Source organism: Streptomyces sp. NBC_01618 (assembly GCF_045209435.1).
In the GTDB taxonomy this organism is placed as follows: Bacteria; Actinomycetota; Actinomycetes; order Streptomycetales; family Streptomycetaceae; genus Streptomyces.
The window spans coordinates 4,515,814-4,538,349 of record NZ_CP109297.1 but is presented as its reverse complement, the minus strand read 5'-3'; the positions used below and the strand labels follow the sequence as shown (position 1 = coordinate 4,538,349).

Annotated in this window: 23 protein-coding genes and 1 pseudogene; 15 read left to right on the top strand and 9 right to left on the bottom strand. The window is 71.0% G+C overall.

Translation table 11 applies throughout. The annotated features are described in order from the left end of the window. Window positions 1-55: 55 nt before the first annotated feature. The 8 genes from OH735_RS21150 to OH735_RS21115 all read left to right on the top strand — a co-directional run bounded on the left by OH735_RS21150 (window position 56) and on the right by OH735_RS21115 (window position 7,444). On the top strand, window positions 56-1,522 hold the full coding sequence (locus tag OH735_RS21150; RefSeq protein WP_406383076.1) for a sensor histidine kinase: 1,467 nt from the start codon (window positions 56-58) through the stop codon (window positions 1,520-1,522). Beyond that, window positions 1,519-1,962 (top strand): roadblock/LC7 domain-containing protein, encoded by a 444-nt coding sequence (locus OH735_RS21145; RefSeq protein ID WP_406383075.1) that lies wholly within the window; start codon window positions 1,519-1,521, stop codon window positions 1,960-1,962. Before OH735_RS21150 ends, OH735_RS21145 begins: the two co-directional genes overlap by 4 nt. Then, window positions 1,959-2,321, top strand: coding sequence for a DUF742 domain-containing protein (locus tag OH735_RS21140; protein WP_406383074.1), 363 nt, complete (start codon window positions 1,959-1,961; stop codon window positions 2,319-2,321). The genes OH735_RS21145 and OH735_RS21140 overlap by 4 nt, the downstream gene beginning before the upstream one ends. Next, window positions 2,302-2,982 carry a GTP-binding protein gene (locus tag OH735_RS21135; protein ID WP_406383073.1) on the top strand — a complete coding sequence of 227 codons (681 nt, stop codon included), beginning with the start codon at window positions 2,302-2,304 and terminating at the stop codon, window positions 2,980-2,982. Before OH735_RS21140 ends, OH735_RS21135 begins: the two co-directional genes overlap by 20 nt. Next, window positions 2,979-4,271 (top strand): cytochrome P450, encoded by a 1,293-nt coding sequence (locus OH735_RS21130; RefSeq protein ID WP_406383072.1) that lies wholly within the window; start codon window positions 2,979-2,981, stop codon window positions 4,269-4,271. Before OH735_RS21135 ends, OH735_RS21130 begins: the two co-directional genes overlap by 4 nt. Then, window positions 4,268-5,476 (top strand): cytochrome P450, encoded by a 1,209-nt coding sequence (locus OH735_RS21125; protein ID WP_406383071.1) that lies wholly within the window; start codon window positions 4,268-4,270, stop codon window positions 5,474-5,476. Before OH735_RS21130 ends, OH735_RS21125 begins: the two co-directional genes overlap by 4 nt. 94 nt (window positions 5,477-5,570) lie before the next feature. Further along, on the top strand, window positions 5,571-6,689 hold the full coding sequence (gene serC / locus OH735_RS21120) for a phosphoserine transaminase (protein ID WP_406383070.1): 1,119 nt from the start codon (window positions 5,571-5,573) through the stop codon (window positions 6,687-6,689). Between the two features lie 143 nt (window positions 6,690-6,832). After that, window positions 6,833-7,444: a Uma2 family endonuclease gene (locus OH735_RS21115; protein ID WP_406383069.1), complete on the top strand. Its 612-nt coding sequence runs from the start codon at window positions 6,833-6,835 to the stop codon at window positions 7,442-7,444. 17 nt (window positions 7,445-7,461) lie between these two features. Here OH735_RS21115 and OH735_RS21110 read toward each other — a convergent pair whose 3' ends face one another. Next, window positions 7,462-7,980, bottom strand: coding sequence for a GNAT family N-acetyltransferase (locus tag OH735_RS21110; RefSeq protein WP_406383068.1), 519 nt, complete (start codon window positions 7,978-7,980; stop codon window positions 7,462-7,464). Between the two features lie 51 nt (window positions 7,981-8,031). Then, a complete protein-coding gene (locus OH735_RS21105; RefSeq protein WP_406383067.1) occupies window positions 8,032-9,036 on the bottom strand; it encodes a WD40 repeat domain-containing protein in 1,005 nt (334 codons plus the stop codon). Between the two features lie 58 nt (window positions 9,037-9,094). Between OH735_RS21105 and OH735_RS21100 the strand changes: the two genes are divergently transcribed. Continuing rightward, the gene (locus tag OH735_RS21100) at window positions 9,095-9,781 is read left to right on the top strand and encodes a GDSL-type esterase/lipase family protein (protein WP_406383066.1); all 687 of its coding nucleotides are present in this window, start codon (window positions 9,095-9,097) and stop codon (window positions 9,779-9,781) included. A gap of 36 nt (window positions 9,782-9,817) precedes the next feature. Here OH735_RS21100 and OH735_RS21095 read toward each other — a convergent pair whose 3' ends face one another. Both OH735_RS21095 and OH735_RS21090 read right to left on the bottom strand, forming a co-directional pair. Further along, the gene (locus OH735_RS21095; RefSeq protein ID WP_406383065.1) at window positions 9,818-10,444 is read right to left on the bottom strand and encodes a helix-turn-helix domain-containing protein; all 627 of its coding nucleotides are present in this window, start codon (window positions 10,442-10,444) and stop codon (window positions 9,818-9,820) included. A 48-nt stretch (window positions 10,445-10,492) separates the two neighbouring features. Next, a complete protein-coding gene (locus tag OH735_RS21090; protein WP_406386663.1) occupies window positions 10,493-11,083 on the bottom strand; it encodes a TetR/AcrR family transcriptional regulator in 591 nt (196 codons plus the stop codon). A gap of 465 nt (window positions 11,084-11,548) precedes the next feature. Between OH735_RS21090 and OH735_RS21085 the strand changes: the two genes are divergently transcribed. Genes OH735_RS21085 through OH735_RS21075 form a run of 3 tightly spaced genes read left to right on the top strand, consistent with a single transcriptional unit; the run spans window position 11,549 to window position 14,416 of the window. Then, on the top strand, window positions 11,549-12,388 hold the full coding sequence (locus tag OH735_RS21085; RefSeq protein WP_406383064.1) for a class I SAM-dependent methyltransferase: 840 nt from the start codon (window positions 11,549-11,551) through the stop codon (window positions 12,386-12,388). After that, on the top strand, window positions 12,385-12,618 hold the full coding sequence (locus tag OH735_RS21080; protein WP_406383063.1) for a DUF397 domain-containing protein: 234 nt from the start codon (window positions 12,385-12,387) through the stop codon (window positions 12,616-12,618). Before OH735_RS21085 ends, OH735_RS21080 begins: the two co-directional genes overlap by 4 nt. Window positions 12,619-12,661: 43 nt before the next feature. Beyond that, window positions 12,662-14,416 carry an NlpC/P60 family protein gene (locus OH735_RS21075; RefSeq protein WP_406383062.1) on the top strand — a complete coding sequence of 585 codons (1,755 nt, stop codon included), beginning with the start codon at window positions 12,662-12,664 and terminating at the stop codon, window positions 14,414-14,416. A gap of 73 nt (window positions 14,417-14,489) precedes the next feature. Here OH735_RS21075 and OH735_RS21070 read toward each other — a convergent pair whose 3' ends face one another. The 4 genes from OH735_RS21070 to OH735_RS21055 all read right to left on the bottom strand — a co-directional run bounded on the left by OH735_RS21070 (window position 14,490) and on the right by OH735_RS21055 (window position 17,307). Then, complete coding sequence (locus OH735_RS21070; protein ID WP_406383061.1) at window positions 14,490-15,353, bottom strand: ABC transporter permease; 864 nt, start codon at window positions 15,351-15,353, stop codon at window positions 14,490-14,492. Beyond that, a complete protein-coding gene (locus OH735_RS21065; protein WP_406383060.1) occupies window positions 15,313-16,191 on the bottom strand; it encodes an ABC transporter ATP-binding protein in 879 nt (292 codons plus the stop codon). Before OH735_RS21065 ends, OH735_RS21070 begins: the two co-directional genes overlap by 41 nt. Then, window positions 16,188-16,697 carry a MarR family winged helix-turn-helix transcriptional regulator gene (locus OH735_RS21060; RefSeq protein WP_406383059.1) on the bottom strand — a complete coding sequence of 170 codons (510 nt, stop codon included), beginning with the start codon at window positions 16,695-16,697 and terminating at the stop codon, window positions 16,188-16,190. Before OH735_RS21060 ends, OH735_RS21065 begins: the two co-directional genes overlap by 4 nt. A gap of 109 nt (window positions 16,698-16,806) precedes the next feature. Beyond that, window positions 16,807-17,307, bottom strand: a complete 501-nt coding sequence (locus OH735_RS21055; protein WP_406383058.1) for a hypothetical protein — start codon at window positions 17,305-17,307, stop codon at window positions 16,807-16,809. A 67-nt stretch (window positions 17,308-17,374) separates the two neighbouring features. Between OH735_RS21055 and pip the strand changes: the two genes are divergently transcribed. The 3 genes from pip (at window position 17,375) to OH735_RS21040 (ending at window position 22,141) form a co-directional block, all read left to right on the top strand. Continuing rightward, a complete protein-coding gene (gene pip, locus OH735_RS21050; RefSeq protein WP_406383057.1) occupies window positions 17,375-18,370 on the top strand; it encodes a prolyl aminopeptidase in 996 nt (331 codons plus the stop codon). Between the two features lie 368 nt (window positions 18,371-18,738). After that, entirely contained in the window at window positions 18,739-21,027 is a 2,289-nt protein-coding gene (locus OH735_RS21045) for an N-acetylmuramoyl-L-alanine amidase (protein WP_406383056.1), read from the top strand. 118 nt (window positions 21,028-21,145) lie between these two features. Beyond that, window positions 21,146-22,141 (top strand): aldo/keto reductase, encoded by a 996-nt coding sequence (locus OH735_RS21040; RefSeq protein ID WP_406383055.1) that lies wholly within the window; start codon window positions 21,146-21,148, stop codon window positions 22,139-22,141. Between the two features lie 125 nt (window positions 22,142-22,266). Here the strand turns inward: OH735_RS21040 and OH735_RS21035 are convergent. After that, window positions 22,267-22,533, bottom strand: a pseudogene (locus OH735_RS21035) (PadR family transcriptional regulator); the annotation flags it as partial. Between the last annotated feature and the right edge of the window lie 3 nt (window positions 22,534-22,536).

Here is a 22,536-nt window from a genome sequence, read left to right as displayed (position 1 = left end):
TTCGTCCAAGCCCCGTAAGCCCCCCGTTCGTACCGTCCGCCCCCAAGGACTCCACTTGAGCCCCTCATCCCGGCCGACCGCGCCGGCCCTGCTGATCTCACTGGCCGTCACCGGTTCCCTGTGCCTGTGGGCGGTCGTCGCCGCCCCCGACTCGGTGCGGACCACGCTGGCCTGGGGTGCGGGCGCCGCCGCCGTGGCGTTGTCCGCCGCCGTGGCCACCGCCGTCCACGCCCGCGCCACCGCGAACCGCCTGCGGGACCGTCTCGCGGCGGAGACCCAGCGGTTCACCGGCGAGATCAGCCGGCTCGTGTCCGCCTCCGCGGCGGAGGGCCAGCGGTTCACCGCCGAGACAGCCCGGATCAAGGCCGGCGCCGAGGCCCAAACCGCCCGGATCACCGCGCAGGCCACCGCCGACACCGAACGGTTCACCGGCGAGGTCGAGCGGCTCACCGCCCGCGCGGCCCGCAGCGACACCGAGCGTTCCGCCGCGATCGCCTCCTGCGCCAACGCCGCCGGCCGGATGCAGGCCCTGGCCACCAGCATGCTCGCCGACCTGCGCGAGATGGAGCACCGGCACTCCGCAGAGGACGTGCTCGGCGATCTGCTCCACCTCGACCACCGCACCGCCCAGGCGGGCCGGCTCGCCGACTCCATCGCCGTGCTGACCGGTGCCCGCTCCGGGCGGCGCTGGGCGAAGCCGATCGTGATGGAGTCGATCCTGCGCGGCGCGATGGGGCGGATCAGCGGCTATCAGCGGGTACGTCTCCACTCGACCAGCGACGTCGCGGTCGCCGGCCACGCCGCCGAGGGCATCATGCACGCACTCGCCGAACTCCTCGACAACGCCGCCAACTTCTCGCCGCCCACGGCCGAGGTCCATGTGTACGTCGAGGAGGTACCGGCCGGCATCGTCCTGACCGTCGAGGACAGCGGCCTGGTCATGAGCGATGTGCAACTGCGCCGCGCCGAGCGTGCGGTGTCGGCCACCCACCAGGATCTGGCGGGGCTCTCCGGCACCCGGCTCGGCCTCGCCGTCGTTGGCCGGCTGGCCCGCAAGCACGGTCTGACCGTGTCGTTCCGGCCGTCCGCGCGCGGCGGCACGGGCGCCCTGATGATGCTCCCGCAGGAGCTCCTCACCCGGGCCGCGGTGCCGGTACCGGCGCAGGTGCCGCCCCCGGTCGCGGAGCCGTCGTCCGGCCCGGCGTCCGGGTCGACGCCCGAGCCGGAGCCCGCGCACACAACGGCCACCACGGCTTTCGCCACCGACGCCCCGGACTCCCCGGACTCCCCCTCGTCCGAGACCACCCGCAACCTCCCCCGGTTCGGCGAGAGCGGGCTCCCCAAGCGTCCCCGCGGCCGCACCCTCGCCGCCGCCGAGGCCCGTGCCCACGCCAACTCCGACGGCGCCGCGACCCCCCGGCCCCGTACCTCCGACCCCAAGGAACAGGCAGCCCGCTTCAGCAGCTTCCGCCAGGCTGTCCGGCCCAATCCCCCGCACCCGGAAGAAGGCAACACCCGATGACCGCGACCACCGACGAGAAGCTCAACTGGCTGCTGGAGGGGCTCCTGGAGCGCACCCCCGGCACCCGTCACGCCCTCGTCCTGTCCAGGGACGGCCTCAAGCTGTGCCGCACCCCTGAGCTCTCCGTCGACCAGGCCGATCAGCTGGCCGCGATCTCCGCCGGTATCCAGAGCCTGTCGCACGGCGCGTCCGTCGAGTTCGGTGACGGCACCGGCGGCGTACGGTCCGCGATGGCGGAGTTCTACGGCGGTGTGCTGTTCATCGTCGAGGCGGGCGCGGGCGCCCATCTCGCGGTCGTCGCGTCCGATGAGGCCGACGTCGGCCTCATCGGCCACAACATGAGCGAACTCGTCGAGCAGCTCGGCGAGCACCTCAGCGCCCCGCCGCGCTCCCCCTCGGCCACCGAGGCCACCGCAGCCGACGCGGCCGCATCCGTATGACTCGCCCCCGCCCCGGCCGGGACGACACCCCGGACCGGCTGTACACCCTCACCGGTGGCCGCAGCCGGTCCGATTCGGACGCGTTCGACCTGGTGACACTGGTGGTCTCCGAGTGCGAGCCGGCCCCCGGCATGCAGTCGGAGCACGTCACCATCCTGCGGATGTGCCAACTGCCCACCGCGGTCGTGGAGATCGCGGCGGGCCTCGGCCTGCCCGTCAGCATCGTCCGGATCATGCTGTCCGATCTGCTGGACACCGGCCGGATCAGCGCCCGCCACCCCCGTACCGCCCGTGTCGCGGACCGGCTCCCCGACCCCGACATCCTGGAACAGGTGCTCGTTGGACTCCGCAACCTCTGACCGTGCCGCCCTGCGGCCGACGGCCGACAACGGACTGAAGATCGTTGTCGTCGGCGGCTTCGGGGTCGGCAAGACCACCATGGTCCGGTCCGTCAGCGAGATCCGTCCGCTGAACACGGAAGAGACCATGACCCGCGCGGGCGAGGCCGTCGATCACCTCGACGGTGTGCACGCGAAGACGTCCACGACCGTCGCCTTCGACTTCGGCCGGATCTCGCTCGACGAGCGCTCGGTGCTGTACCTCTTCGGCGCCCCGGGCCAGGAACGGTTCTGGTTCCTGTGGGACCGGCTGTTCTCGGGCACGCTCGGCGCCGTCGTCCTCGTCGACACCCGCCGGCTCGCCGACTCCTGGTACGCGATCGACCGCCTGGAGCACCACGGCACGCCGTTCATCGTGGCCTGCAACGACTTCGGCGGCCCGCTCCACACCGAACAGCAGATACGCGAGGCGCTCGACCTCTCGGACGACGTGCCGCTGGTGGAGTGCGACGCCCGGGACCGTTCGTCCAGCAAGTACGTACTGATCACGCTGGTCGAGCACCTGCACGCCCTCTCACAGCGCAAGGCCGCCACCCCGTCCACCGACGGTCCGTCCGCCGCCACCCCGTCCGCCGCCAGTCCGGAGATCACGCCGGCGAAGACCCCGGAGCCCACCTCGTGACCCAGCCCCCGGCGCCACCCGCCGGCTGCCCCGTGTCCCAGGGCCGCGCGCCGCTCTCCGGTCCCCGGTTCCAGACCGAACCGACCCGGCTGTACCGGGAGATGCGCCGCGACCACGGGGCCCTTGCGCCCGTCGTCCTCGACGGCGACGTGCCCGCCTGGCTCGTGCTCGGCTACCGCGAACTGCACCAGGTCACCGGCGACCCGGTGCTGTTCAGCCGCGACTCCGACCTGTGGAACCAGTGGGACCGCATCCCCGACGACTGGCCGCTGCTGCCGATGATCGGCCGCAAGCAGCCGTCGATCCTCTACACGGTCGGCCCCCGGCACACCGAGCGCGCCGCGATGATCAGCAACGCCCTGGAGTCCGTCGACCCGTTCGCCCTGAAGCGGTACGCGGAGGAGTTCGCCGACGCGCTCGTCGACCGGTTCTGCTCCACGGGCGGGACGGAGATCATCGCCGAGTACGCGATGCTGCTCCCCGCCCTCGTCCTGGCGAAGATCTACGGCTTCAGCGACACCGTCGGCGCGGAGCTCGTCGGCTCGATCAACGACATGGTCGACGGCCGGGAGCGGGCGCTGGCCGGGCAGCAGCACCTCGCCTCGTCCATGGTCCAGTTGCTGGTCGACAAGCACGCCGCGCCCGGTGACGACGTCGCGACGCGGATGCTCGCCGACACCGGCGGCTTCACCGACGAGGAGGTCGCCCAGGACCTGATGGTCATGATGGCCGCGGGCCACCAGCCGACCGCCGACTGGATCGGCAACTCGCTGCGGCTGATGCTCACCGACGACCGGTTCGCCGCCTCCCTCTCGGGCGGCCGGCACAGCGTCGCCGAGGCCATGAACGAGGTGCTCTGGGAGGACACCCCGACGCAGAACGTGGCGGGCCGCTGGGCCTCGCGCGACACCCGGCTCGGCGGGCGCCACATCGAGGCGGGCGACCTGCTGCTGCTGGGCATCGCCGCCGCCAACGCGGACCCGCAGGTCCGCACCGACGGTTCCGCGCTGACCGGCGGCAACAACGCGTTCCTCTCCTTCGGCCACGGCGAGCACCGCTGCCCGTTCCCGGCCCAGGAGACCGCCGAGGTCATCGCCCGTACCGGCATCGAGGTGCTGCTGGACCGGCTCCCGGACATCGACCTCGCCGTCCCCGCCGAGCAGCTCACCCGGCGCCCGTCCCCGTGGCTGCGCGGGCTGACGGACCTGCCGGTGGTCTTCACGCCCGCACCCGCCCTCGGAACCACCGACGGAACCACCCTCAAAACCGCCCTCGGAGGCCAGAGATGACCCGGATCGCCCTCGACCCCTTCGTCACCGACCTCGACGGCGAGAGCGCCCGGCTGCGGGCCGCGGGCCCGCTCGCCGAAGTGGAACTGCCGGGCGGGGTGCACTGCTACGCGGTCACCCACCACGCGGAGGCACGGCAGCTGCTCACCGACAGCCGGCTCGTGAAGGACATCAACGTCTGGGGCGCCTGGCAGCGCGGCGAGATACCCATGGACTGGCCGCTGATCGGTCTCGCCAACCCGGGCCGCTCCATGCTCACCGTCGACGGCGCGGACCACCGCCGGCTGCGCACCCTGGTCGCGCAGGCGCTGACCGTGAAGCGGGTGGAGCGGCTGCGGGCCGGCATCGAGGCGCTGACGACGGCGAGCCTGGACCGGCTTTCCGCGCTGCCCGAGGGCGAGAAGGTCGACCTGAAGGCGGAGTTCGCGTACCCGCTGCCGATGAACGTGATCAGCGAACTGATGGGCGTGGACAGCGCGGACCACCCGCGGCTGAAGGAGCTGTTCGAGAAGTTCTTCTCGACGCAGACGCCGCCCGAGGAGGTCCCGCAGATGATGGCGGACCTGGGCGCGCTGTTCACGAAGATCGTCGACACCAAGCGGGAGAACCCGGGCGACGACCTCACCAGCGCCCTGATCGCGGCCTCGGAGAACGGCGACCACCTCACCGACGAGGAGATCGTCAACACCCTCCAGCTGATCATCGCGGCCGGTCACGAGACCACGATCAGCCTCATCGTCAACGCGGTCGCCGCGCTCCAGACCCACCCCGAGCAGCGCAAGCAGGTGCTCAGCGGGGAGGTGCCGTGGGAGAACGTGATCGAGGAGACGCTGCGCTGGAACACCCCCACGTCCCATGTCCTGATCCGGTTCGCCACACAGGACATCGAGGTGGGCGAGAAGGTCCTGCCCAAGGGCGAGGCGCTGATCGTCTCCTTCGGCGCGCTCGGCCGCGACGAGGCGCAGTACGGACCGACGGCCGGTGACTTCGACATCACCCGCTCCCCCAACCGCCACATCGCGTTCGGCCACGGCCCGCACGTCTGCCCGGGTGCGGCACTGTCCCGGCTGGAGGCGGGGGTGGCACTGCCCGCGCTGTACGAGCGGTTCCCGGACCTGGAACTCGCCGTTCCGGCGTCGGAGCTGCGCAACAAGCCGATCGTCACCCAGAACGACCTGTACGACCTGCCGGTGGAGCTGGGCTGACTCCGCCGTTCGAGGTGGTCCACGTACCGGAGCGGGTGTCTCATCCGACGGACACGGTCCTCGACCGTGTCCGTGAGGTACTACGCTCCGGTTCGTGGCCGATATCCAGATCCCCGCTGACATCAAGCCCGCCGACGGACGCTTCGGCGCCGGTCCTTCCAAGGTGCGGACGGAGGCGCTCGACGCACTGGCCGCCACCGGTACGTCTCTTCTCGGTACGTCCCACCGCCAGGCCCCGGTCAAGAACCTGGTCGGCGCGGTGCGTCAGGGCGTGCGCGACCTCTTCTCCCTCCCCGAGGGATACGAGGTGATCCTGGGCAACGGCGGCTCCACCGCCTTCTGGGACATCGCGACGCACGGCCTCATCGAGACGAAGTCCCAGCACCTCACCTTCGGCGAGTTCTCGTCGAAGTTCGCGAAGGCCGCCAAGCTCGCCCCGTGGCTGGCCGACCCGACCGTGATCGCCTCCGACCCGGGCACCCACCCGGAGCCGAGCGCCGAGGCGGGCGTGGACGTCTACGCGTTCACGCACAACGAGACCTCGACCGGTGTCGCCGCGCCGGTCAAGCGCGTCGCGGGCGCCGACGAGGGCTCCCTGGTCCTGGTGGACGCCACCTCCGGCGCGGGCGGCCTGCCGGTCGACATCACCGAGTCGGACGTCTACTACTTCGCCCCGCAGAAGTCCTTCGCCTCCGACGGCGGGCTCTGGATCGGCGTCTTCTCCCCGGCCGCCCTGGAACGCGCCGCGCGCGTCCACGCGTCGGGCCGCCACATCCCGGAGTTCTTCAGCCTGCCCACGGCGATCGACAACTCCCTGAAGAACCAGACGTACAACACCCCGGCCCTGGCCACGCTGTTCCTCCTGAACGAGCAGCTGACCTGGATGAACACCCAGGGCGGTCTGGACTTCACCACCGGCCGCACGGCCGCCTCGGCGCGGAACCTGTACGGCTGGGCGGAGGAGTCCAAGTACGCGACCCCGTTCGTCACCGACCCGGCGAAGCGCTCGCAGGTGATCGGCACGATCGACTTCGCGGACGAGATCGACGCCTCGGCCGTCGCCAAGGTGCTGCGCGCCAACGGCATCGTCGACACCGAGCCGTACCGCAAGCTGGGCCGCAACCAGCTGCGCGTGGCGATGTTCCCGGCGATCGACCCGTCGGACATCCAAGCACTGACGGCCTGCGTCGACTACGTGATCGAGAAGCTGTAACGAGTACCCGTACGAGAAGGGCCCCGCGCTGATGCGCGGGGCCCTTCGTCGTTCACTCGGCGGGGTGACGGAACCGTTCGGGCACGGGCGGCCGTATCGTCCTACGATGATGGCCTCGACATCACATTTTCAGGAGGCCCGCAATGTCTGCAGCAGCAGTCGAGCACCCCTGTGACGGTGAGCCGGAGTCGCTGCTCGAAACGGCCAACAGCCTCATGGAACAGCACCCGGGTTACCGCGTCGAGATCATCGGAGGCGTCATCACCGTGGCCCCGTCCCCGGATGCCCCGCACGCCCGAGTGCTGACCAAGATCATGCGTCCTTTCATCGCAGCCGGTCTCGACGACGGTGAGACCGAGGTCCTCCAGGGAGTCGGCCTGTGGCTGCCCAGTGGCCCCGAGGACTACGCCATCCCCGACCTGGCGATCGTCGATGCCGATCTCGACGAGCACCTGGCGGAGAACAACTGCTACGACCCCGCCGTCTTCCGCCTCGTGCTGGAGGTCACCTCCAGCAACTACAACAACGACCTGCGCAACAAGGTCGCCGCCTACGCCGAGGCAAAGATCCCGGTGTATGTGATCGTCGACCGCAAGCACGGCCGGGTCCATGTCCTGACCGAGCCCATGGGCGGCGGCTACGAAAGCCACCAGGTGTACGCCCCGGGGCAGACGGTCACGCTGCCCGATTCGATCGGCGCCCCGGTGACCCTCGATGTCGCCGAGTTGGTCCGGGCCGGCCGCCCCCGGAGCTGATCACTGCGGGTCCGGCGTCAGGCCACTGAGCAGCGCTGCCAGCGCTGCTCACCGTCGTACCACTCCTCCGTCGGCACGAGCCCTGCCGCGGCGGCCACGGCGGCGGAGGCGGCATGGTCCGGATGGACGTGGGCGACGACGGTACGCACCAGCCGCAGTGCCGTCAGATGAGCCACCAGCCCCACCGCCGCCTCCTTCGCGTATCCCCACCCCTGCCACCGCGTTCCGACCACCCAGGCGATCTCCGCCTCCGCGTCACGCGCGTTCACCGTCGCCTGTACGTAACCGGCCAGCCGGCCCTCGTCCCGTACCCGCAGCACCCAGTTCCACCAGCCCACACCGGGGTCCGGCGAACCTGCGGTCCAGCGTTCGTAGCGGGCCAGCAGCTCGCCGGGGGTTTCCGGGGCGCCTCCGGTGTACGTGTGCAGGGCCGGGTCGTCGAGCACGGCCGCCATCTCGTCCGCGTACCCGACCCGCAGCGGCAGCGCGTCCAGCCGGGCGGTGGCGAAGGGCGCGGGTCCGGGTCCGGGAATCATTCGGTTCTTCATATCTGCCCGACCCTATGCGCGCCGTGGCGGACCGGAACGTCAGTTGCCCTTCCGTCGCCGTCCCATGAACACCAGGACGCCGATCCCCGCGAGCACCAGCACACCGGTCAGGGTCGTCCCCTTCGCGTCCCCGTCCTTCGCCCCGGCGGACGACGCCGACGATTCGCCGCCCGGGGACGGCGACTTCCCGGCGCCCCCGCCCCCGCCCCCGCCTCCGCCTCCGGCTCCGTCCACGTCCACCCGCACCACATCGCTCCGCTTCCCCTCCGAGCCGAACATCAGGGCCGAGCCGTCCGCCGTGTACGTCACCGACTCGGCCTGCCGCTGCAGCGGTGCGCTGATCACGTGGTCGGCGCCGAGCCTGCCGTTCTCGAAGACGTACCCACGGGCGCTGAAGTACGAGCGCAGCACCAGCTCCTTGCCGTCCGGCGAGAACGTCCCGTCCGTCACCCACGGCACCTCCCCCACCCGCCGGAAGACGTTGGTGGCGCCGGTGGTGAGCTTCGCGGGGCCCTCGTACAGTCCGCCGCCGTCCTCGTTCTTCGACGTGATGTAGACCCGCCCGGTCGTGGGGTGGACCATCAGCGCCTCGGCGTTGCGCGGGCCGTCCGCGTACTTCACGTCGAACTGTGTGGCGTCGACCGTCGCGTCCCGCAGCTGCTTCGGTTCCGGGAAGCGGTAGATCCAGACGTGGTCCCAGCTGCCGTTCAGGTTGTCGCCGATGTCACCGACGTACAGATCGCCGTCGGGCCCGAGCGAGATGGCCTCCACGTCACGCGGCCGACCCACCCCGCGCATCGTGATCGTCGCGACGGTCTTCCCGGTGCGGGAGTCGACGGCGTAGACGTACGGGCCGTCGTCGCTGTCGTTGTGCGTCCAGTAGACGCCGGGGTGGGCGCGGCTCGCCGCGAGGCCGCTGGACTCGGTGATCCGGGGGTCCTCGATCGTGAAGCTCTGATCGGCCCCGTCTCCGGCCACGGCCGGAGCCGCCCCGGCGAGGAGGAGCAGCGCGACGGCTCCGGACACAGTCAGGTACGAAGGCATGACGCAAGTGTCCACCGTCACGTCGCAGGTCGCAGGCGTGATCCGCGATGATGACGCCATGCGTTTCACGTTTGTCGGCGATTCCATGACGATCGGCCGCGCCGGCGACTTCACCTGGCGCTACCGGATGTGGCAGCACCTGTCTGCCACCCTCGGCGCCCCGTTCGCGATCGTCGGCCCGCGCAGCGAGCTGTACGACACCGGGGCGGACACCCCCGGCGGTTACGAGTACGGCGCACCGGACTTCCCCGCCGAGGCCCGCGCCCATCTGGCCGGCTGGGGCGAGGGCTGGCTGCACATGGCCCCGGTGATCGCCGACACGGTCACCGAGCACCGTACGGACGTCCTGCTCGTCTCGCTCGGCCTGATAGACCTCGGGTTCTACACGGACAGTGGCCAAACAGCCCTGAACGCAAGGGCGTTCATCACGGCGGCCCGCGCCGCGAACCCGCACGTCAAGATGGTGCTCCTGCCCGTGATACCGAACGTACGGGCCGAGTCGGACGCCCCGTTCGCCGCCGAGTGCGACCGCTTCAACGAACTCCTGGCGAAGGCCGTCGCCGACCTCGACGACCCGATGTCACCGATCCTGCTGGCCTCCCGCCCACCGGGATACGACATCCACCGGGACACCTACGACGGGACGCACCCCGGCCCCACCGGCGAACACAGACTCGCGGCCGCGTTCGCCGACGCGATGCACCAGGCGTGGGGCCTGGGCGGCCCGTACACGGCCCGTCCCTGACCGGCCGCGACAGACCGGGCAACGGCATGCGGCACCTCACCGCTCCGCAGGCCGGGCCCTCACATGCATCCGCTCGCCCTGCCGCCCGAACAGACTGAGGAATTCGACCGGGTCGGGCCCGGCGCTGGCCCACGCGTGCGGCGTACGCGTGTCGAACTCGGCGACCTCACCGGCGGCCAGCACCAGATCGTGCTCCCCCAGCACCAGCCGCAGCCGCCCCGCCAGGACGTACACCCACTCGTATCCCTCGTGCACCCGCTGCTCCAGCGGACCCGTGGCCCCGCGCCCGCCGGGCAGGATCTGCTTGTACGCCTGCAGCCCGCCGAGCTGCCGGGTCAGGGGCACGAAGGTCATGCCGTCCCGGGTGAAGGGGCGGAAGTGGATGCGCGGGTCGCCGGTGGCCGGGGCGCCGACGAGTTCGTCCAACTGCACCCCGTACGCCTTCGCCAGCGGCAGCAGCAGTTCGAGCGTGGGTTTACGGCCGCCCGACTCCAGACGGGAGAGGGTGCTGAGGGAGATCCCGGTCGTCTCGCTGAGCTGCGCCAGCGTCGTGCCGCGCTCCTGGCGCAGGGTGCGCAGCCTCGGCCCGACGCCGGTCAGGACGGTCGAGATCTCGTCGTCCGTTCGCTCGACGTGCGCCGGGCGCTGTCCGTCTTCTTCCATTGCCCCATTATTCGCCGTCCGGCTTTGCCGTTGCGGCAACGGGGCGTGTCAGGACGGCAGGATCATGGCCAGCGAGAGCCGGGTCAGCTCATCGGTCAGCCATTCGGCGTCGACCTGCCGGGGCCGGCGGCCGTGGTGGGCCATGAGTTCGTCCACCGAGTGGTTCAGCACCGTGACCGTCACGGTGTGGTCGCTCGGCACCGCCTCGCCCCGTCGCACGGCCCGCTCGGCCTCGGAGGTCAGGAACTCGATCCACATCGCCCGCCAGGTCGCGAGGTGGTTCTCCACCGCTCTGCTCACGCCCAGCACCTCGACGAACGCCACTCTGGCCGCGCACGGATCCTCGGTGACGGCCTTCACATAGGCGTCGAAGAGCAGCCGGACCCGTTCCGCCGTCGGACAGTCCTCCATCCCCTCGGCCATCAGGGCGTTCTCGGCGGCGCGCAGCCCGTGGGTCGCCACCTCGTCGTAGATCGCCATCAGGAGCACCTCCCGTGAGACGAACTCCTGCCGGAAGATGTGGACGGGCACCTTCGCCTGCTCGCACAGCGCCTCGACGCTCGTGTGCGCGTACCCGTACGCGGCGAACAACTGGCGCCCGGCGCGCAGGAGTCGGTCCCGCGCCCCCGGCCCCTCCATGGCCTGTCCGGGCACCCGGTTCCGCTGGTTCGCCACGACACCCACTATCGGTCCTCCTTCGTCGTCCGTACCGCTGCCCCCACTCTCCACGCTCTGCCCGGCCGGTGGGGTGTCCGCCACGCGCTCGACCACGCGCAGGGTGACGCGTCGATCAAGTCCGAATGCCCATCGAACCGTTGCTACCAGGGCGTCAACTCCTCGGCCCCGGCCCGGGCCCGGCGCACCGGCGGAACTCGGAACGTCGCGAAAGAAACAGACCACGGAGGAGCCGGAACAACCTCCTTCCCGCCGCTTTACGGGTATTCGTGATCTCGAAAAGCCCAGACGCGAGGGGGGATGCAGGCACCCCCACGCGGGGGCGCCAGACGCCCACCCACGGCCTCCGGCGACCGCCGTCGGCGCGTGCGGAACTGTGCTCCGGAGCCGAGCAGATCTACGATTTCACCCTCCGGGAAAGGGGGGCTCATGGACCGCGACATGCACACGGTGGACGACGTGCTCAGGCTTCTGGACGGCCTGTTCGCACGGGAGGCGGACCGCTGGACGGCCGACGGGGCACCCTGGTGGGACAGCTTCTACGCGGACCGGACGAAGCCGGTTCCGTTCTTCGTGGCGAAGCCCGACGAGAGCCTCGCCTCGTACCTGGACCGCGGCCTGATCCCCCCGGGGCGCGCCCTGGATCTGGGCTGCGGCCCGGGCCGTAACGCCCTCCACCTCGCGTCGCTGGGGTTCGAGGTCGACGCGGTGGACCTGTCCCCGGCGGCCATCGCCTGGGCCGAGGACCGCGCGCGGGAGGCGGGGGCCGACGTACGGTTCCACTGCGGCGACGCGTTCGCTCTCGTGGGGGCGGAGCTGACCGGCCCGTACGACCTGATCTACGACTCCGGCTGCTTCCACCACCTGCCGCCGCACCGTCGCGTCAGCTACCTCGGCCTCCTCGACAACGCCCTCGCCCCCGGCGGCCACTTCGCCCTCTCCTGCTTCGCGGCCGGCGAAGGAGGCATGGGCTCCGAACTCCCCGACGCCTCCTTCTACGAACAGCCCGGCGGCCTCCACGGTGGCCTGGCCTACACGCCGGAGTCGTTGCGCCGGATCTTCGCCGACCTGACGGAGATCGAACTGCGCCGCATGCACGACGAACCGTCCGAGTCCCCGTACTTCGGTGAGCCGTTCCTCTGGACGGCCCTGTTCCGCAACGCCGGTGCCGGTGCCGGTCGTCGTAGGACGACACGAAGGCACCGCACGCAGGCACTCAGCCCGGAAGCGTCCGCGAAGGTGATCGAAGAGGCGGCAGAGGAAGTATGAGCAGCGACCTCACCTGGTTCAAGAGCAGCTACAGCGGCAGCGAAGGCGGCAACTGCGTCGAGATCGCCGTCGCCTGGGCCAAGTCCAGCTACAGCGGCGACGACAGCGGCAACTGCGTAGAAGTCGCCACCTGCCCCCACACCATCCACGTCCGCGACTCCAAGGACCTCAGCGTCCCCGCCCTCGCCCCCGCCGCCTGGGCCGACTTCCTTCCGTACGCGGCGCAGTAGGGCGGAGCAGACAGCGGGCGCGGCACACGCGATCATGTGCCGCATGGTTAACGCATCTCGGCGCAGTCTGCTGACCGCCCTCGCTGCCTCCGCCGCCTCCGTCCCGCTCACCGGCCTGGCCACCGCTCCGGCGCGCGCCGCCGACTCGGCCGTATCCGTGCAGCCTTTCGCGGCGTCGGCCGGTCCGGCCTCGGCTCGTTTCTCCGTGACGATGCCCCCGCTGGACGCCTCCTACTTCACCTCCGTGACGCTGGGCACCCCACTCACCGCCGCCGTGCTGCCGGGGACCCCGGCCCGTACCGAGGTCACCTCCGGCGGCAGGCGCGTCGCGCTGCTGACCCACGGCGCGCGGACTGTCGTACTGCCTGGTCCGCAGCGTACGTTCAGCGAGAACAAGCGGCCCTTCGTGGACGACTTCCGGCGCACGCTGCCGGACCTGTCGCTGCCGACCGCGGAGCGGCGGTACTGGGGCACTTCCCCGGGCGGCGGCAGCTGGTCCACGCTCGGGCCCGCCGACACCGACTACTCGGTGGTGCCGGGTACCGGCGTCATCACCCTGACCACCGAGAACGCCAGCCGCCACGCCAGCCTGCGCGACGACGAGATCACCGACGCCGATGTGCGCTCCGTGGCCGGGTTCGACAAGGTGCCCACCGGTCAGGCGTGCTCGTACGCGCTGTCCTTCGGTTATCAGGACACCCACAACAACTACCGGGCCCGGCTCTCCTTCCTCACCACGGGCGCGGTCGAACTGCGCGTCGAGAAGGAGGTCGCCGACACGGTCACCCAGCTGACGTCGTCCCTGACACTCGCCACGGGCGTGCCCGCGGGCACCGAATGGACGATCCGGGTGCGCCGTGAGGGCTCCCGCATCCAGGTCAAGGCGTGGCGTTCGGCGTCGGCAGAACCTTCCGCGTGGGCCGTCGACGTCAGCGACTCCACCTTCACCAAGGGCCGGGTGGGCCTGCGGGCACTGGCCAACACCGGCTGCACCAACCTGCCGGTCAAGCTCGCCGTCAGTCGCTTCCAGGTGGATGCCGCGAACTGGAACGTCCCGCCGAGTGTCACTCATGGCGACTGGGTGCGTGTGCTGTCCCGGCCCTTCGACGGTACGTGGACCGATGAGGTGGAGCGGAACATACGCGGCTGGGCCGGTTCCACGGCTCCGGACGTGCTCGCGTACGCCGCGATGTTCCTCGGCGGGGCGCCCGCGGTGACGGCCGGGGCGGGGCCGGCCCAAGGCAAACAGGTGCTGGGCGAGGCCGGGTACGGGTACCTGGATCCTCAGGGCTACCGCTATGAGGGCGCCGACTTCCACGAGTACATGAACATCGGCTGGACCTTCGACGACGGCGCCTACACCGGGCCGTCCAGCAAGCAGGTCGGCAATCTCGACTGCTCCGGCTACACGCGCATGGTGTACGGGTACCACGTAGGCGTGCCGCTGGCCGCGGGCGAGGACACCTCCCGACTGCGGATTCCCCGCAAGTCCCGGCACATGGCCGACTACTCGCCCGGTGTGCGCGTCGACCGGACCGACGGCACCAATCCGCCCGCCGCGGCGCTGCTCCAACCCGGTGACCTGGTGCTGTTCAACGCCGACTCCGGCGACGACAGCTCGACGGTCACCGTCGATCACGTCGGCATCTACCTGGGCGAGGACGCCGCCGGCAAGCGCCGCTTCCTCTCCAGCCGCAAGACCGTCAACGGGCCCACCATGGCCGACCTCGGCGGTGCCTCCCTGCTGGACGGTACGGGCACCTACGCCAGGACTCTGCACACGGTCCATCGCCTCTGACACCACGCCATGTGGCCCGGCTCCGGCGGTGTTTCGCGCCCCCTCGGGTGCGTACCCGCCGGAACAGCAGTGCTCAGCGGGCCAGGCGCCCCAGCAGCGAACCGGCGGCGACGATGCCGACCACTGCCGCGAAGGCGAGGACCGCGAGGTCGAGGCCGAGGTGGGCCTGGGTGCCGATGAGCAGCCCGCGCAGGGCATCGACCTCGTAACTCAGCGGGTTCACCCTGCTGACGGCCTGGAGCCAGCCGGGCATCAGGGCGACCGGGTAGAGCGCGTTCGAGGCGAAGAAGAGCGGCATCGTGATGGCCTGGCCGATGCCCATCAGCCGGTCGCGGGTGAGGACGATCCCGGCGATCGACATCGACAGGCAGGAGAAGAACGCCGAGGCGAGCACGACCACCAGCACGACACCGAGCAGCCGCAGCGGGTTCCACGTCATGCCTACACCCAGCAGGGCGGCGATCACGATGACGACAGCGGCCTGGATCACCGCTTTCACCCCGGCGGCGAACGCCTTGCCCGTCACCAGGGCGGTGCGGGGCGTGGGGGTGACCATGAGTTTGGTGAGGACGCCGGAGTCCCGCTCCCAGATGATCATGATGCCGTAGAAGATCGCGATGAACATGGCCGACTGGGCGATGATGCCGGGCGCGAGGAAGTCGAGATAGGGGACGCCCCCGGTGGGGATGGCGTGGATGCGGGAGAAGGTCACGCCGAAGATCAGCAGCCAGAGGGCGGGCTGGACGGCGCGGGTGTAGATCTCGGTGCGGTCGTGGCGCAGCTTCTGGAGTTCGACGGCGCACATCGCGGCCACTCGCGCCGGTACGACGCGCCAGGCGGTGCGAGGCGGCGGCGGGGTCAGCAGCAGCGCGAAGCGCTGGTCGGGCGGGCCGGTCTCAGCCGAGGCGGGATGCGGTGCGACGGGTACGGCGGACATCTCGGAACGCTCCTTTCCCTTCATCGGAACCCCAGCCGGGGTCGTTCAGTCCACTTCCGGAGTGGTAGCGGAAGACGTCCTCCAGGGACGGCGGCGGAAGACCCGTCCCGCCGGATTTCCGGCGGTGGGCGACGAGTTCGTTCTTCAGCTCGGCGGGCGTACCGAGCGCGCGGAGTCTGCCGAGGTGCATCAGCGCGAGCCGGTCGCAGCGCTGGTCGGCCTCGTCCATGGAGTGCGTGGTGACCAGCACGGTCATGCCGGTGCCGACCCGGATCTCGGTGATGCGGTCCCAGACGCTGTCCCGTGCGATCGGGTCGAGGCCGATGGTCGGCTCGTCCAGGATCATCAGCCGGGGCGCGCTGACCAGGGCCTGCGCGAGTTCGAGGCGGCGGACCATGCCGCCGGAGTACGTGGCGGCGAGCCGGTTCGCGACCTCGCCGAGGCCGACCGCGTCCAGCGCCTGGGAGACCCGCGCGGCGCGCTGGCGGCGGGGCACGTCGAAGACGCGGGCGAAGAGCTGGACGTTCTCCCGGCCGGTGAGGTTCGCGTCGGCCGACAGCTGCTGCGGTACGTAGCCGAGCAGGCGCCGGACGGCCATCTTGTGCCGGGCCGCGTCGTGGCCGAAGACCTCGATGACACCGGGCGGTACGGGCAGGAGTGTGGTGATCGCGCGCATCGTGGTGGTCTTGCCCGCGCCGTTGGGCCCGAGGAGACCGAACACCTCCCCCTGGCCGACCAGCAGGTCCAGGCCGTCGACGGCTTTCGCGTCGCCGAAGCTGTAGCTCAGGCCGGTGCAGTTGAGGGCGGGGGCCGTGGCCGGGTCGGTTGCCGTGGTCACGCGATCTCATCCCCTTCGCGCAGTGGGTCCCCCTCGCGCAGGGAGTCCCCCTCGCGCAGTGGGTCCCCTTCACGCAGGGACTCGGCGAGTCCGCGCAGGGCCGGGAGCGCGGCGGCGAGCGCCGCCCGGTCGTCCGCGCCGAGCCGGGCCAGGTGTTCGCGGAAGAGCGCCTCGCGACGGGCGCGCCAGTCGCGCAGCTTCCCGACCCCCGCCGGGGTGGGATACAACAGCGCGGCGCGCCCGTCCCAGGGGTCCTTCTCGCGGCGCAGCAGCCCTTCGGCGACCAGGTGGTTCACCAGGGTGCTGACCGAGTTGGCCGCGAGACAGAGGCTGCGTGCGGCCATCGAGACCCGGATGCCGGGCTCGGCGGCCACCAGCCGCAGCAGCTCGGCGTGCGCCCCGCGCAGCCGGGGGGCACCCGTGCCACTCCACAGGCGTCGCCGGGCGAGCCTCTGTATGCGGGGCAGGAGTCCGGCGAGCTCATCGGGGAGATCACCCGCCGCCATATGCCCATTTTAGCTCTGTACGCGAGGTAATGTCCCTGCGCATTTTGTCCGCACGGAAGGATCCGGGAAGCCGGGGCTCCACGCGGCGGCGTGCAGCCGGGCCGGATGTTCAGCGGTCCGGGAACCGCTCCCCGCACCGGCTGCAGAACACCGGCTCCGGGTCCTGCGAGAGCCGGCCGCACTCGGGGCAGACCCGGTCCAGCATGCAGGGCGCCTCGCCGCCCTCGTACGCCACCGGGGGCACCGCGGCCGACGGCTTGATGGACAGGCCGGGGCGGCGGCGGTGGACCGTCACGTACGCCAGTCCCTCCGGTCCCGCGACGAGGGCGCGGCGGGAGGTGCGGGGCAGCCAGACGACGGAGGTCGGGGTCAGGTTCAGTACGTCGCCGGCCCCGGCGGCGATCCGGCCGCCGCCCGCGATGACGACGAGGAGGACGTCCAGGACGTCCTCCTGATGCTCACCGACCTCCGCGCCCGGCAAAAGACGCACCAGATTGGCGTCCAACTCCCGGCCCTGCTCGGCCAGTTGCCACAGCGCGCCGCGGTCGTCGTGGGCGGCGGCGGCCAGCAGTTCGTCGAGTACGGCCAGTACCCGGGGTACGGAATTCACAACGAACAGGCTACGCCCGCCCCTACGCTGACCCCTTTGCCCGCCGAGCCGAAGGAGCCGCCGCGCCATGGACCGCGAGCCCGACGAGAAGTACCCGCCGATCGAACCGTACGAGCACGGCATGCTCGATGTCGGGGAAGGCAACCTCGTGTACTGGGAGGTGTGCGGCAATCCGGACGGCAAACCGGCACTCGTCGTGCACGGCGGTCCCGGCTCGGGGTGCACCGAGCGGCCCCGGCAGTACTTCGACCCGGACCGCTACCGCATCGTCCTCTTCGACCAGCGGGGCTGCGGCCGCTCCACCCCGCACGCGAGCGACCCGGCCACCGACATGCGGTTCAACACGACCGACCGGCTGATCGCCGACATGGAGCGGCTGCGCCGCCACCTCGGGATCGACTACTGGCTGCTGTACGGCGGTTCCTGGGGCTCGACGCTGATCCTCGCGTACGCCGAGCAGCACCCCGAGCGGGTCTCCGAGATCGTGATTCCGGCGGTCACGACGACCCGGCGCAGCGAGATCGACTGGCTGTACCGGGGCGCCGGACAGATCTTCCCCGAGGCATGGGACCTGTTCCGGGCGGGTGTGCCGGAGGCCGGGAGCGACGCGACGGCGGACGTCCTCGCCGCGTACGCCCGGCGGATGGAGAGCCCCGACGCCGGTGTACGGGAGCAGGCGACGGCCGACTGGTGCGCCTGGGAGGACGCGGTGCTCTCCCAGGAGACGTACACCGGACCGCCGCCGTACAGCGGGCGCCCCGGCCGGGCACGGCAGGCGCTGGTACGGATCTGCTCGCACTACTTCTCCCGGGGTGCCTGGCTGGAGGAGGGGCAGCTGATCCGGGACGCGGGGCGGCTGGCGGGGATTCCGGGCGTGCTGGTGCACGGGCGGTTCGACCTGGGCGGGCCGCTGATCACCGCGTGGGAGCTGACGAAGGCGTGGCCGGACGCGGAACTGACCGTGATCGGCGGTGCGGGGCATCTGGGCGGTCCGGCGACGAGCCGGGCGGTGCTGGCGGCGCTGGACCGGTTCGCGGTCCGGAGCCGGCCGGACCGTCCCTGACGTACCGGCGAATCGGGAACCGGTAGCGGCGTACGGGGACACCGGGCGCCGTCCTGGAGAGCCGGTGCCCGGACCTTCCCGAGCTCTCCGAAGTCTGGCCTGGGCCGTCGGGATCCGCACGGCCCCTGGGCTGCGCGGTCTGGCTCGTCACCGCCCTGGGACTCGGCTGGATCCTGGCACCCCGCGCTCCCCGGACCGGCTCGATGCCACCCGCGTAGGCAGGATGTCATCGGCACATGGCAAGCTGTGTCTCCGCTGCACGCGCGCGCTAGCACTCGTACCCCCCACTAGTCCGGTGACGACCGGTGCTGTCGCCTGCCGCAGCCCCTGACGCAAAGACAGTCCGAATGCGATCCTTGGGGTACGACTTGAGATCGAAGAAGAGAATCTGGGTCACGGCTGCCGTGGCCACCTCCGCCCTGGCGGGCGTCCTGGTATTCGAGGGCGTGACGGGCAGCTCCCCGGTCGACTCGGACGCCAAGTCCGGCCCGGCCAAGACCGATGTGCGGGCGACCGCGCTCGAGGTCGCCGGCGACGGCACGTCCGCCTCCCTCGGCAAGCGGGACACCGCGCCGTTCAGCATGCTGGGCATCACCTGGACCGACCCGGCAGTCAAGGTCACCGGGGCCGTCGAGGTACGGACCCGGTCCGCCGCCAACGGGAACTGGACGTCCTGGCTGCCGCTCGAAACCGACATCGACGGCCGTACGGAGACCGGCCGGGCCGGCGTACGAGGAAGCACCGAGCCGCGCTGGGTCGGCCCGTCCAACGGGGTCGAGGTACGGATCAACGCGGGCGGCAAGGTCTCCACGAAGCTGCCCGCGGGGCTGCGGCTGGACACCGTGGACCCGGGCCGCAGCGGCACCCTCGACGCCGACCCGGCCGCGTTCGCCGCCGACCTCCCCGCCCCGGACGACCCCTCGGCCACGCCCTCCGCCGACGCGACGGACTCCGTCACCCCCGAGTCGCCCGCGCCCAGCGACAGCACGGAACCGCCCGCCGAGACCACGCCGTCCGAACCGGCGTCGCCCACCCCGTCCGAACCGGCCACACAGGAGCCCACTCCCCCGGCGAGTCAGAGCCCTTCGCCGTCCGCGAGTGCGTCCCCGGCCGAGACCCTGCCGCCCGTGCCGCCGTCGACCGTGCCGAAACCGCCCATCACCTCGCGGGCGGGCTGGGGCGCCAACGAGTCGATGAGCCCGGAGGCGCCGGAGTACCTGGACGGCATCAAGGCCGTCTTCGTCCACCACACCGCGGGAACCAACAACTACTCGTGCGCCGACTCGGCGGCGATGGTGCGCAGCGTGTACGCGTACCACGTCAAGAGCAACGGCTGGAAGGACATCGGCTACAACTTCCTGGTCGACAAGTGCGGAACGATCTTCGAGGGCCGTAAGGGCGGGGTGGACCGGCCGGTCCTCGGCGCGCACACCTACGGCTTCAACCGGGAGTCGACCGGTATCTCGGTCCTCGGTACGTACACGACCACCTCGGCCCCCAGCGCGGTGACCACCTCGGTGGCCCGGATAGCCGCGTGGAAGCTCGGCCAGTACAAGGGTGACCCGGCGGGCAGCACCATGCTCACCGCAGGCGCCACCGGCAACAACCTCGCCGGCACCAAGTTCACCGCCGGTACGAAGTACTCCTTCAAGCAGATATCCGGGCACCGCGACGGCTTCGCGACCGAGTGCCCCGGCACCAAGCTGTACGGGCAGCTGCCCGCGATCCGCAGCCTCGCCGCGGGCCCCGTCACCGGACTGGCCATCAAGTCGGTGACCGGCGCCGGGCTCTCGGGCACGACGTACTACACCAAGTCCGCGGTCACCGTGGGCTGGTCGGCGAGCACCCCGAGCGCGTTCATCTCCAAGTACGAGCTGCTGGTGGACGGCAAGGTCGTCGCGACCACCGCGGGCACCGCGACCTCCGCCAAGGCCACGCTCGCCGTCGGCTCCCACCAGGTCCAGGTCCGCGCCACCCACCAGTCGGGCAAGACCACCACGTCCACAGCGGCCACCGTCGTCGCCGACCAGACGGCGCCCTCCTTCTCCACCAAGCCCAACCTGGCGCTGCGCACCGGCACGGTGAACACCACGGCCGTACCGCTCACCCTGAAGTGGAAGGCCACCGACGCCGCCTCGCTCAAGGAGGTCAGGCTCACCGCCCCGGTCGCCAAGACCTACGGCCCGACGACCACCAGCGCCTCGCACACCGCGAAGTCGGGCGTCGCGACCAACTGGTCCATGACCGCGTACGACCGGGCGGGCAACACCGGCACCGCATCGGTCTCCGGCACACCGGTCATCGTCCAGGAGAGCTCGGCGACGAAGACCGGCACCTGGACGACGAAGTCCTCGACCAGCTACCTCGGCGGCAAGTCGTACTCCAGCTCGTCCAAGGGCGCGAGCCTGAGCTGGACGTTCACCGGCCGCTCGGTCGCCCTGGTGGCCTCGCGGGCCACCAGCTCCGGCCAGGTGTACGTCTATGTGGACGGGGTCAAGGTGTCCACGGTGGACCTGAAGTCCAGCACCACCAAGTACCGCGACGCGCTGTGGACGAAGAGCTGGACCAGCAGCGCCAAGCACACCGTCAAAATCGTCGTCGTGGCCACCTCCGGCCGGCCGACGATCACCACCGACGGAATCGTCTACCTGAAGTGACGTAGCCGCTCCCGCGAGACATTCGCGTGACGCACTGCCCCCGGCACCGTGCCGGGGGCAGTGCGCGTTCCGGGTCGCTCTTGCTTCGAGCGGACTCGAAGGCGTTGGCTTGGTGCCCATGGAGTACACGCAGCTCGGACGCACCGGACTCAAAGTCAGCCGTCTCGTCCTCGGCACCATGAACTTCGGCCCGCAGACCAATGAGGTCGACAGCCACGCCATCATGGACTCGGCGCTGGACACCGGCCTGAATTTCTTCGACACGGCCAATGTGTACGGCTGGGGCGAGAACAAGGGCCGCACCGAGGAGATCATCGGCACCTGGTTCGCCCAGGGCGGCGACCGCCGCGACAAGGTGGTCCTGGCCACCAAGATGTACGGGAACATGGCCGCCGACGGCGAGGCCTGGCCGAACCACGACAAGCTCTCCGCCGTGAACATCCGGCGCTCGGTCGAAGCGTCGCTGAAGCGGCTCCAGACGGACCACATCGACCTCTACCAGTTCCACCACGTCGACCGGAACACCCCCTTCGAGGAGATCTGGCAGGCGATCGACGTCCTGATCCAGCAGGGCAAGATCCTCTACGCGGGCTCGTCGAACTTCGCCGGTTACAAGATCGCCCAGGCCAATGAACTGGCCGCCCGGCGCGGCTCGCTGGGCCTGGTCAGTGAGCAGTGCATCTACAACCTGATCGAGCGCCGCGCCGAGATGGAGGTCATCCCGGCCGCTCAGGAGTACGGCCTCGGCGTCATCCCGTGGTCCCCGCTGCACGGCGGCCTGCTGGGCGGCGTACTGAAGAAGGAGCGCGAGGGAACAGCCGGGCGCTCGGCCTCCGGGCGCAGTGCGGACGCGCTGAAGAACTCGGCGCAGCGCGAGAAGATCCAGGCGTACGAGGACCTGCTCGACAAGCACGGCCTGGAGCCGGGCGAGGTCGGCCTGGCGTGGCTCCTGGCGCAGCCGGGGGTGACGGGGCCGATCGTCGGACCGCGCAACCAGGAGCAGTTGGACTCGGCGCTGCGGGCGCTGGAGCTGGAACTCTCCGCGGAGCTGCTGGCGTCGCTGGACGAGATCTTCCCGGGTCCGGGTCCGTCGCCGGAGGCGTTCGCCTGGTGACAGTGATCCGACGGATGGTCAGGCGGATGGCCTGACGGGCCGTCCGTCCGATATGTACGGGCCGCCGCCGCCCCGTCCCCGCGTCATCGGGGGCGAGGGCGACGGCGGCCCGTTGTGTGTCCGCGTCAGAGCGACGCTTCGAGTTCCTTGAGCGTCTCCCCGAGCCAGCTCAGCTCCGCCTGGCTGGTCGCACGGGCGATTCGCAGCAGACCCCGCCGGAACGGGTCCTCGAACGCCTCGGCGCCGAGCGGCTGCTCGCCCTCGTAGAAGAAGCTGCTCGGCTCCTCCAGGAACGCGAGCCGACGCCGCAGCACCTGCGCCTGCTCGGCCGGGGCCCCCAGATGGCGGAGGAAGGCGAGGACGGTGAACCAGCGGTTCTCGTCGCTGATGTCCAC

Bases quoted from the DNA above. Each gene is read 5' to 3' on its own strand.
- OH735_RS21060 (WP_406383059.1), bottom strand. From the start codon at position 16,697: ATGGCGGCGGGTGATCTCCCCGATGAGCTCGCCGGACTCCTGCCCCGC.
- pip (WP_406383057.1), top strand. From the start codon at position 17,375: ATGGACCGCGAGCCCGACGAGAAGTACCCGCCGATCGAACCGTACGAG.
- OH735_RS21070 (WP_406383061.1), bottom strand. From the start codon at position 15,353: ATGTCCGCCGTACCCGTCGCACCGCATCCCGCCTCGGCTGAGACCGGC.
- OH735_RS21100 (WP_406383066.1), top strand. From the start codon at position 9,095: ATGCGTTTCACGTTTGTCGGCGATTCCATGACGATCGGCCGCGCCGGC.
- OH735_RS21090 (WP_406386663.1), bottom strand. From the start codon at position 11,083: ATGGAGGGGCCGGGGGCGCGGGACCGACTCCTGCGCGCCGGGCGCCAG.
- OH735_RS21080 (WP_406383063.1), top strand. From the start codon at position 12,385: ATGAGCAGCGACCTCACCTGGTTCAAGAGCAGCTACAGCGGCAGCGAA.
- OH735_RS21095 (WP_406383065.1), bottom strand. From the start codon at position 10,444: ATGGAAGAAGACGGACAGCGCCCGGCGCACGTCGAGCGAACGGACGAC.
- OH735_RS21085 (WP_406383064.1), top strand. From the start codon at position 11,549: ATGGACCGCGACATGCACACGGTGGACGACGTGCTCAGGCTTCTGGAC.
- OH735_RS21140 (WP_406383074.1), top strand. From the start codon at position 1,959: ATGACTCGCCCCCGCCCCGGCCGGGACGACACCCCGGACCGGCTGTAC.
- OH735_RS21075 (WP_406383062.1), top strand. From the start codon at position 12,662: ATGGTTAACGCATCTCGGCGCAGTCTGCTGACCGCCCTCGCTGCCTCC.
- OH735_RS21040 (WP_406383055.1), top strand. From the start codon at position 21,146: ATGGAGTACACGCAGCTCGGACGCACCGGACTCAAAGTCAGCCGTCTC.
- OH735_RS21110 (WP_406383068.1), bottom strand. From the start codon at position 7,980: ATGATTCCCGGACCCGGACCCGCGCCCTTCGCCACCGCCCGGCTGGAC.
- OH735_RS21145 (WP_406383075.1), top strand. From the start codon at position 1,519: ATGACCGCGACCACCGACGAGAAGCTCAACTGGCTGCTGGAGGGGCTC.
- OH735_RS21125 (WP_406383071.1), top strand. From the start codon at position 4,268: ATGACCCGGATCGCCCTCGACCCCTTCGTCACCGACCTCGACGGCGAG.
- OH735_RS21115 (WP_406383069.1), top strand. From the start codon at position 6,833: ATGTCTGCAGCAGCAGTCGAGCACCCCTGTGACGGTGAGCCGGAGTCG.
- OH735_RS21105 (WP_406383067.1), bottom strand. From the start codon at position 9,036: ATGCCTTCGTACCTGACTGTGTCCGGAGCCGTCGCGCTGCTCCTCCTC.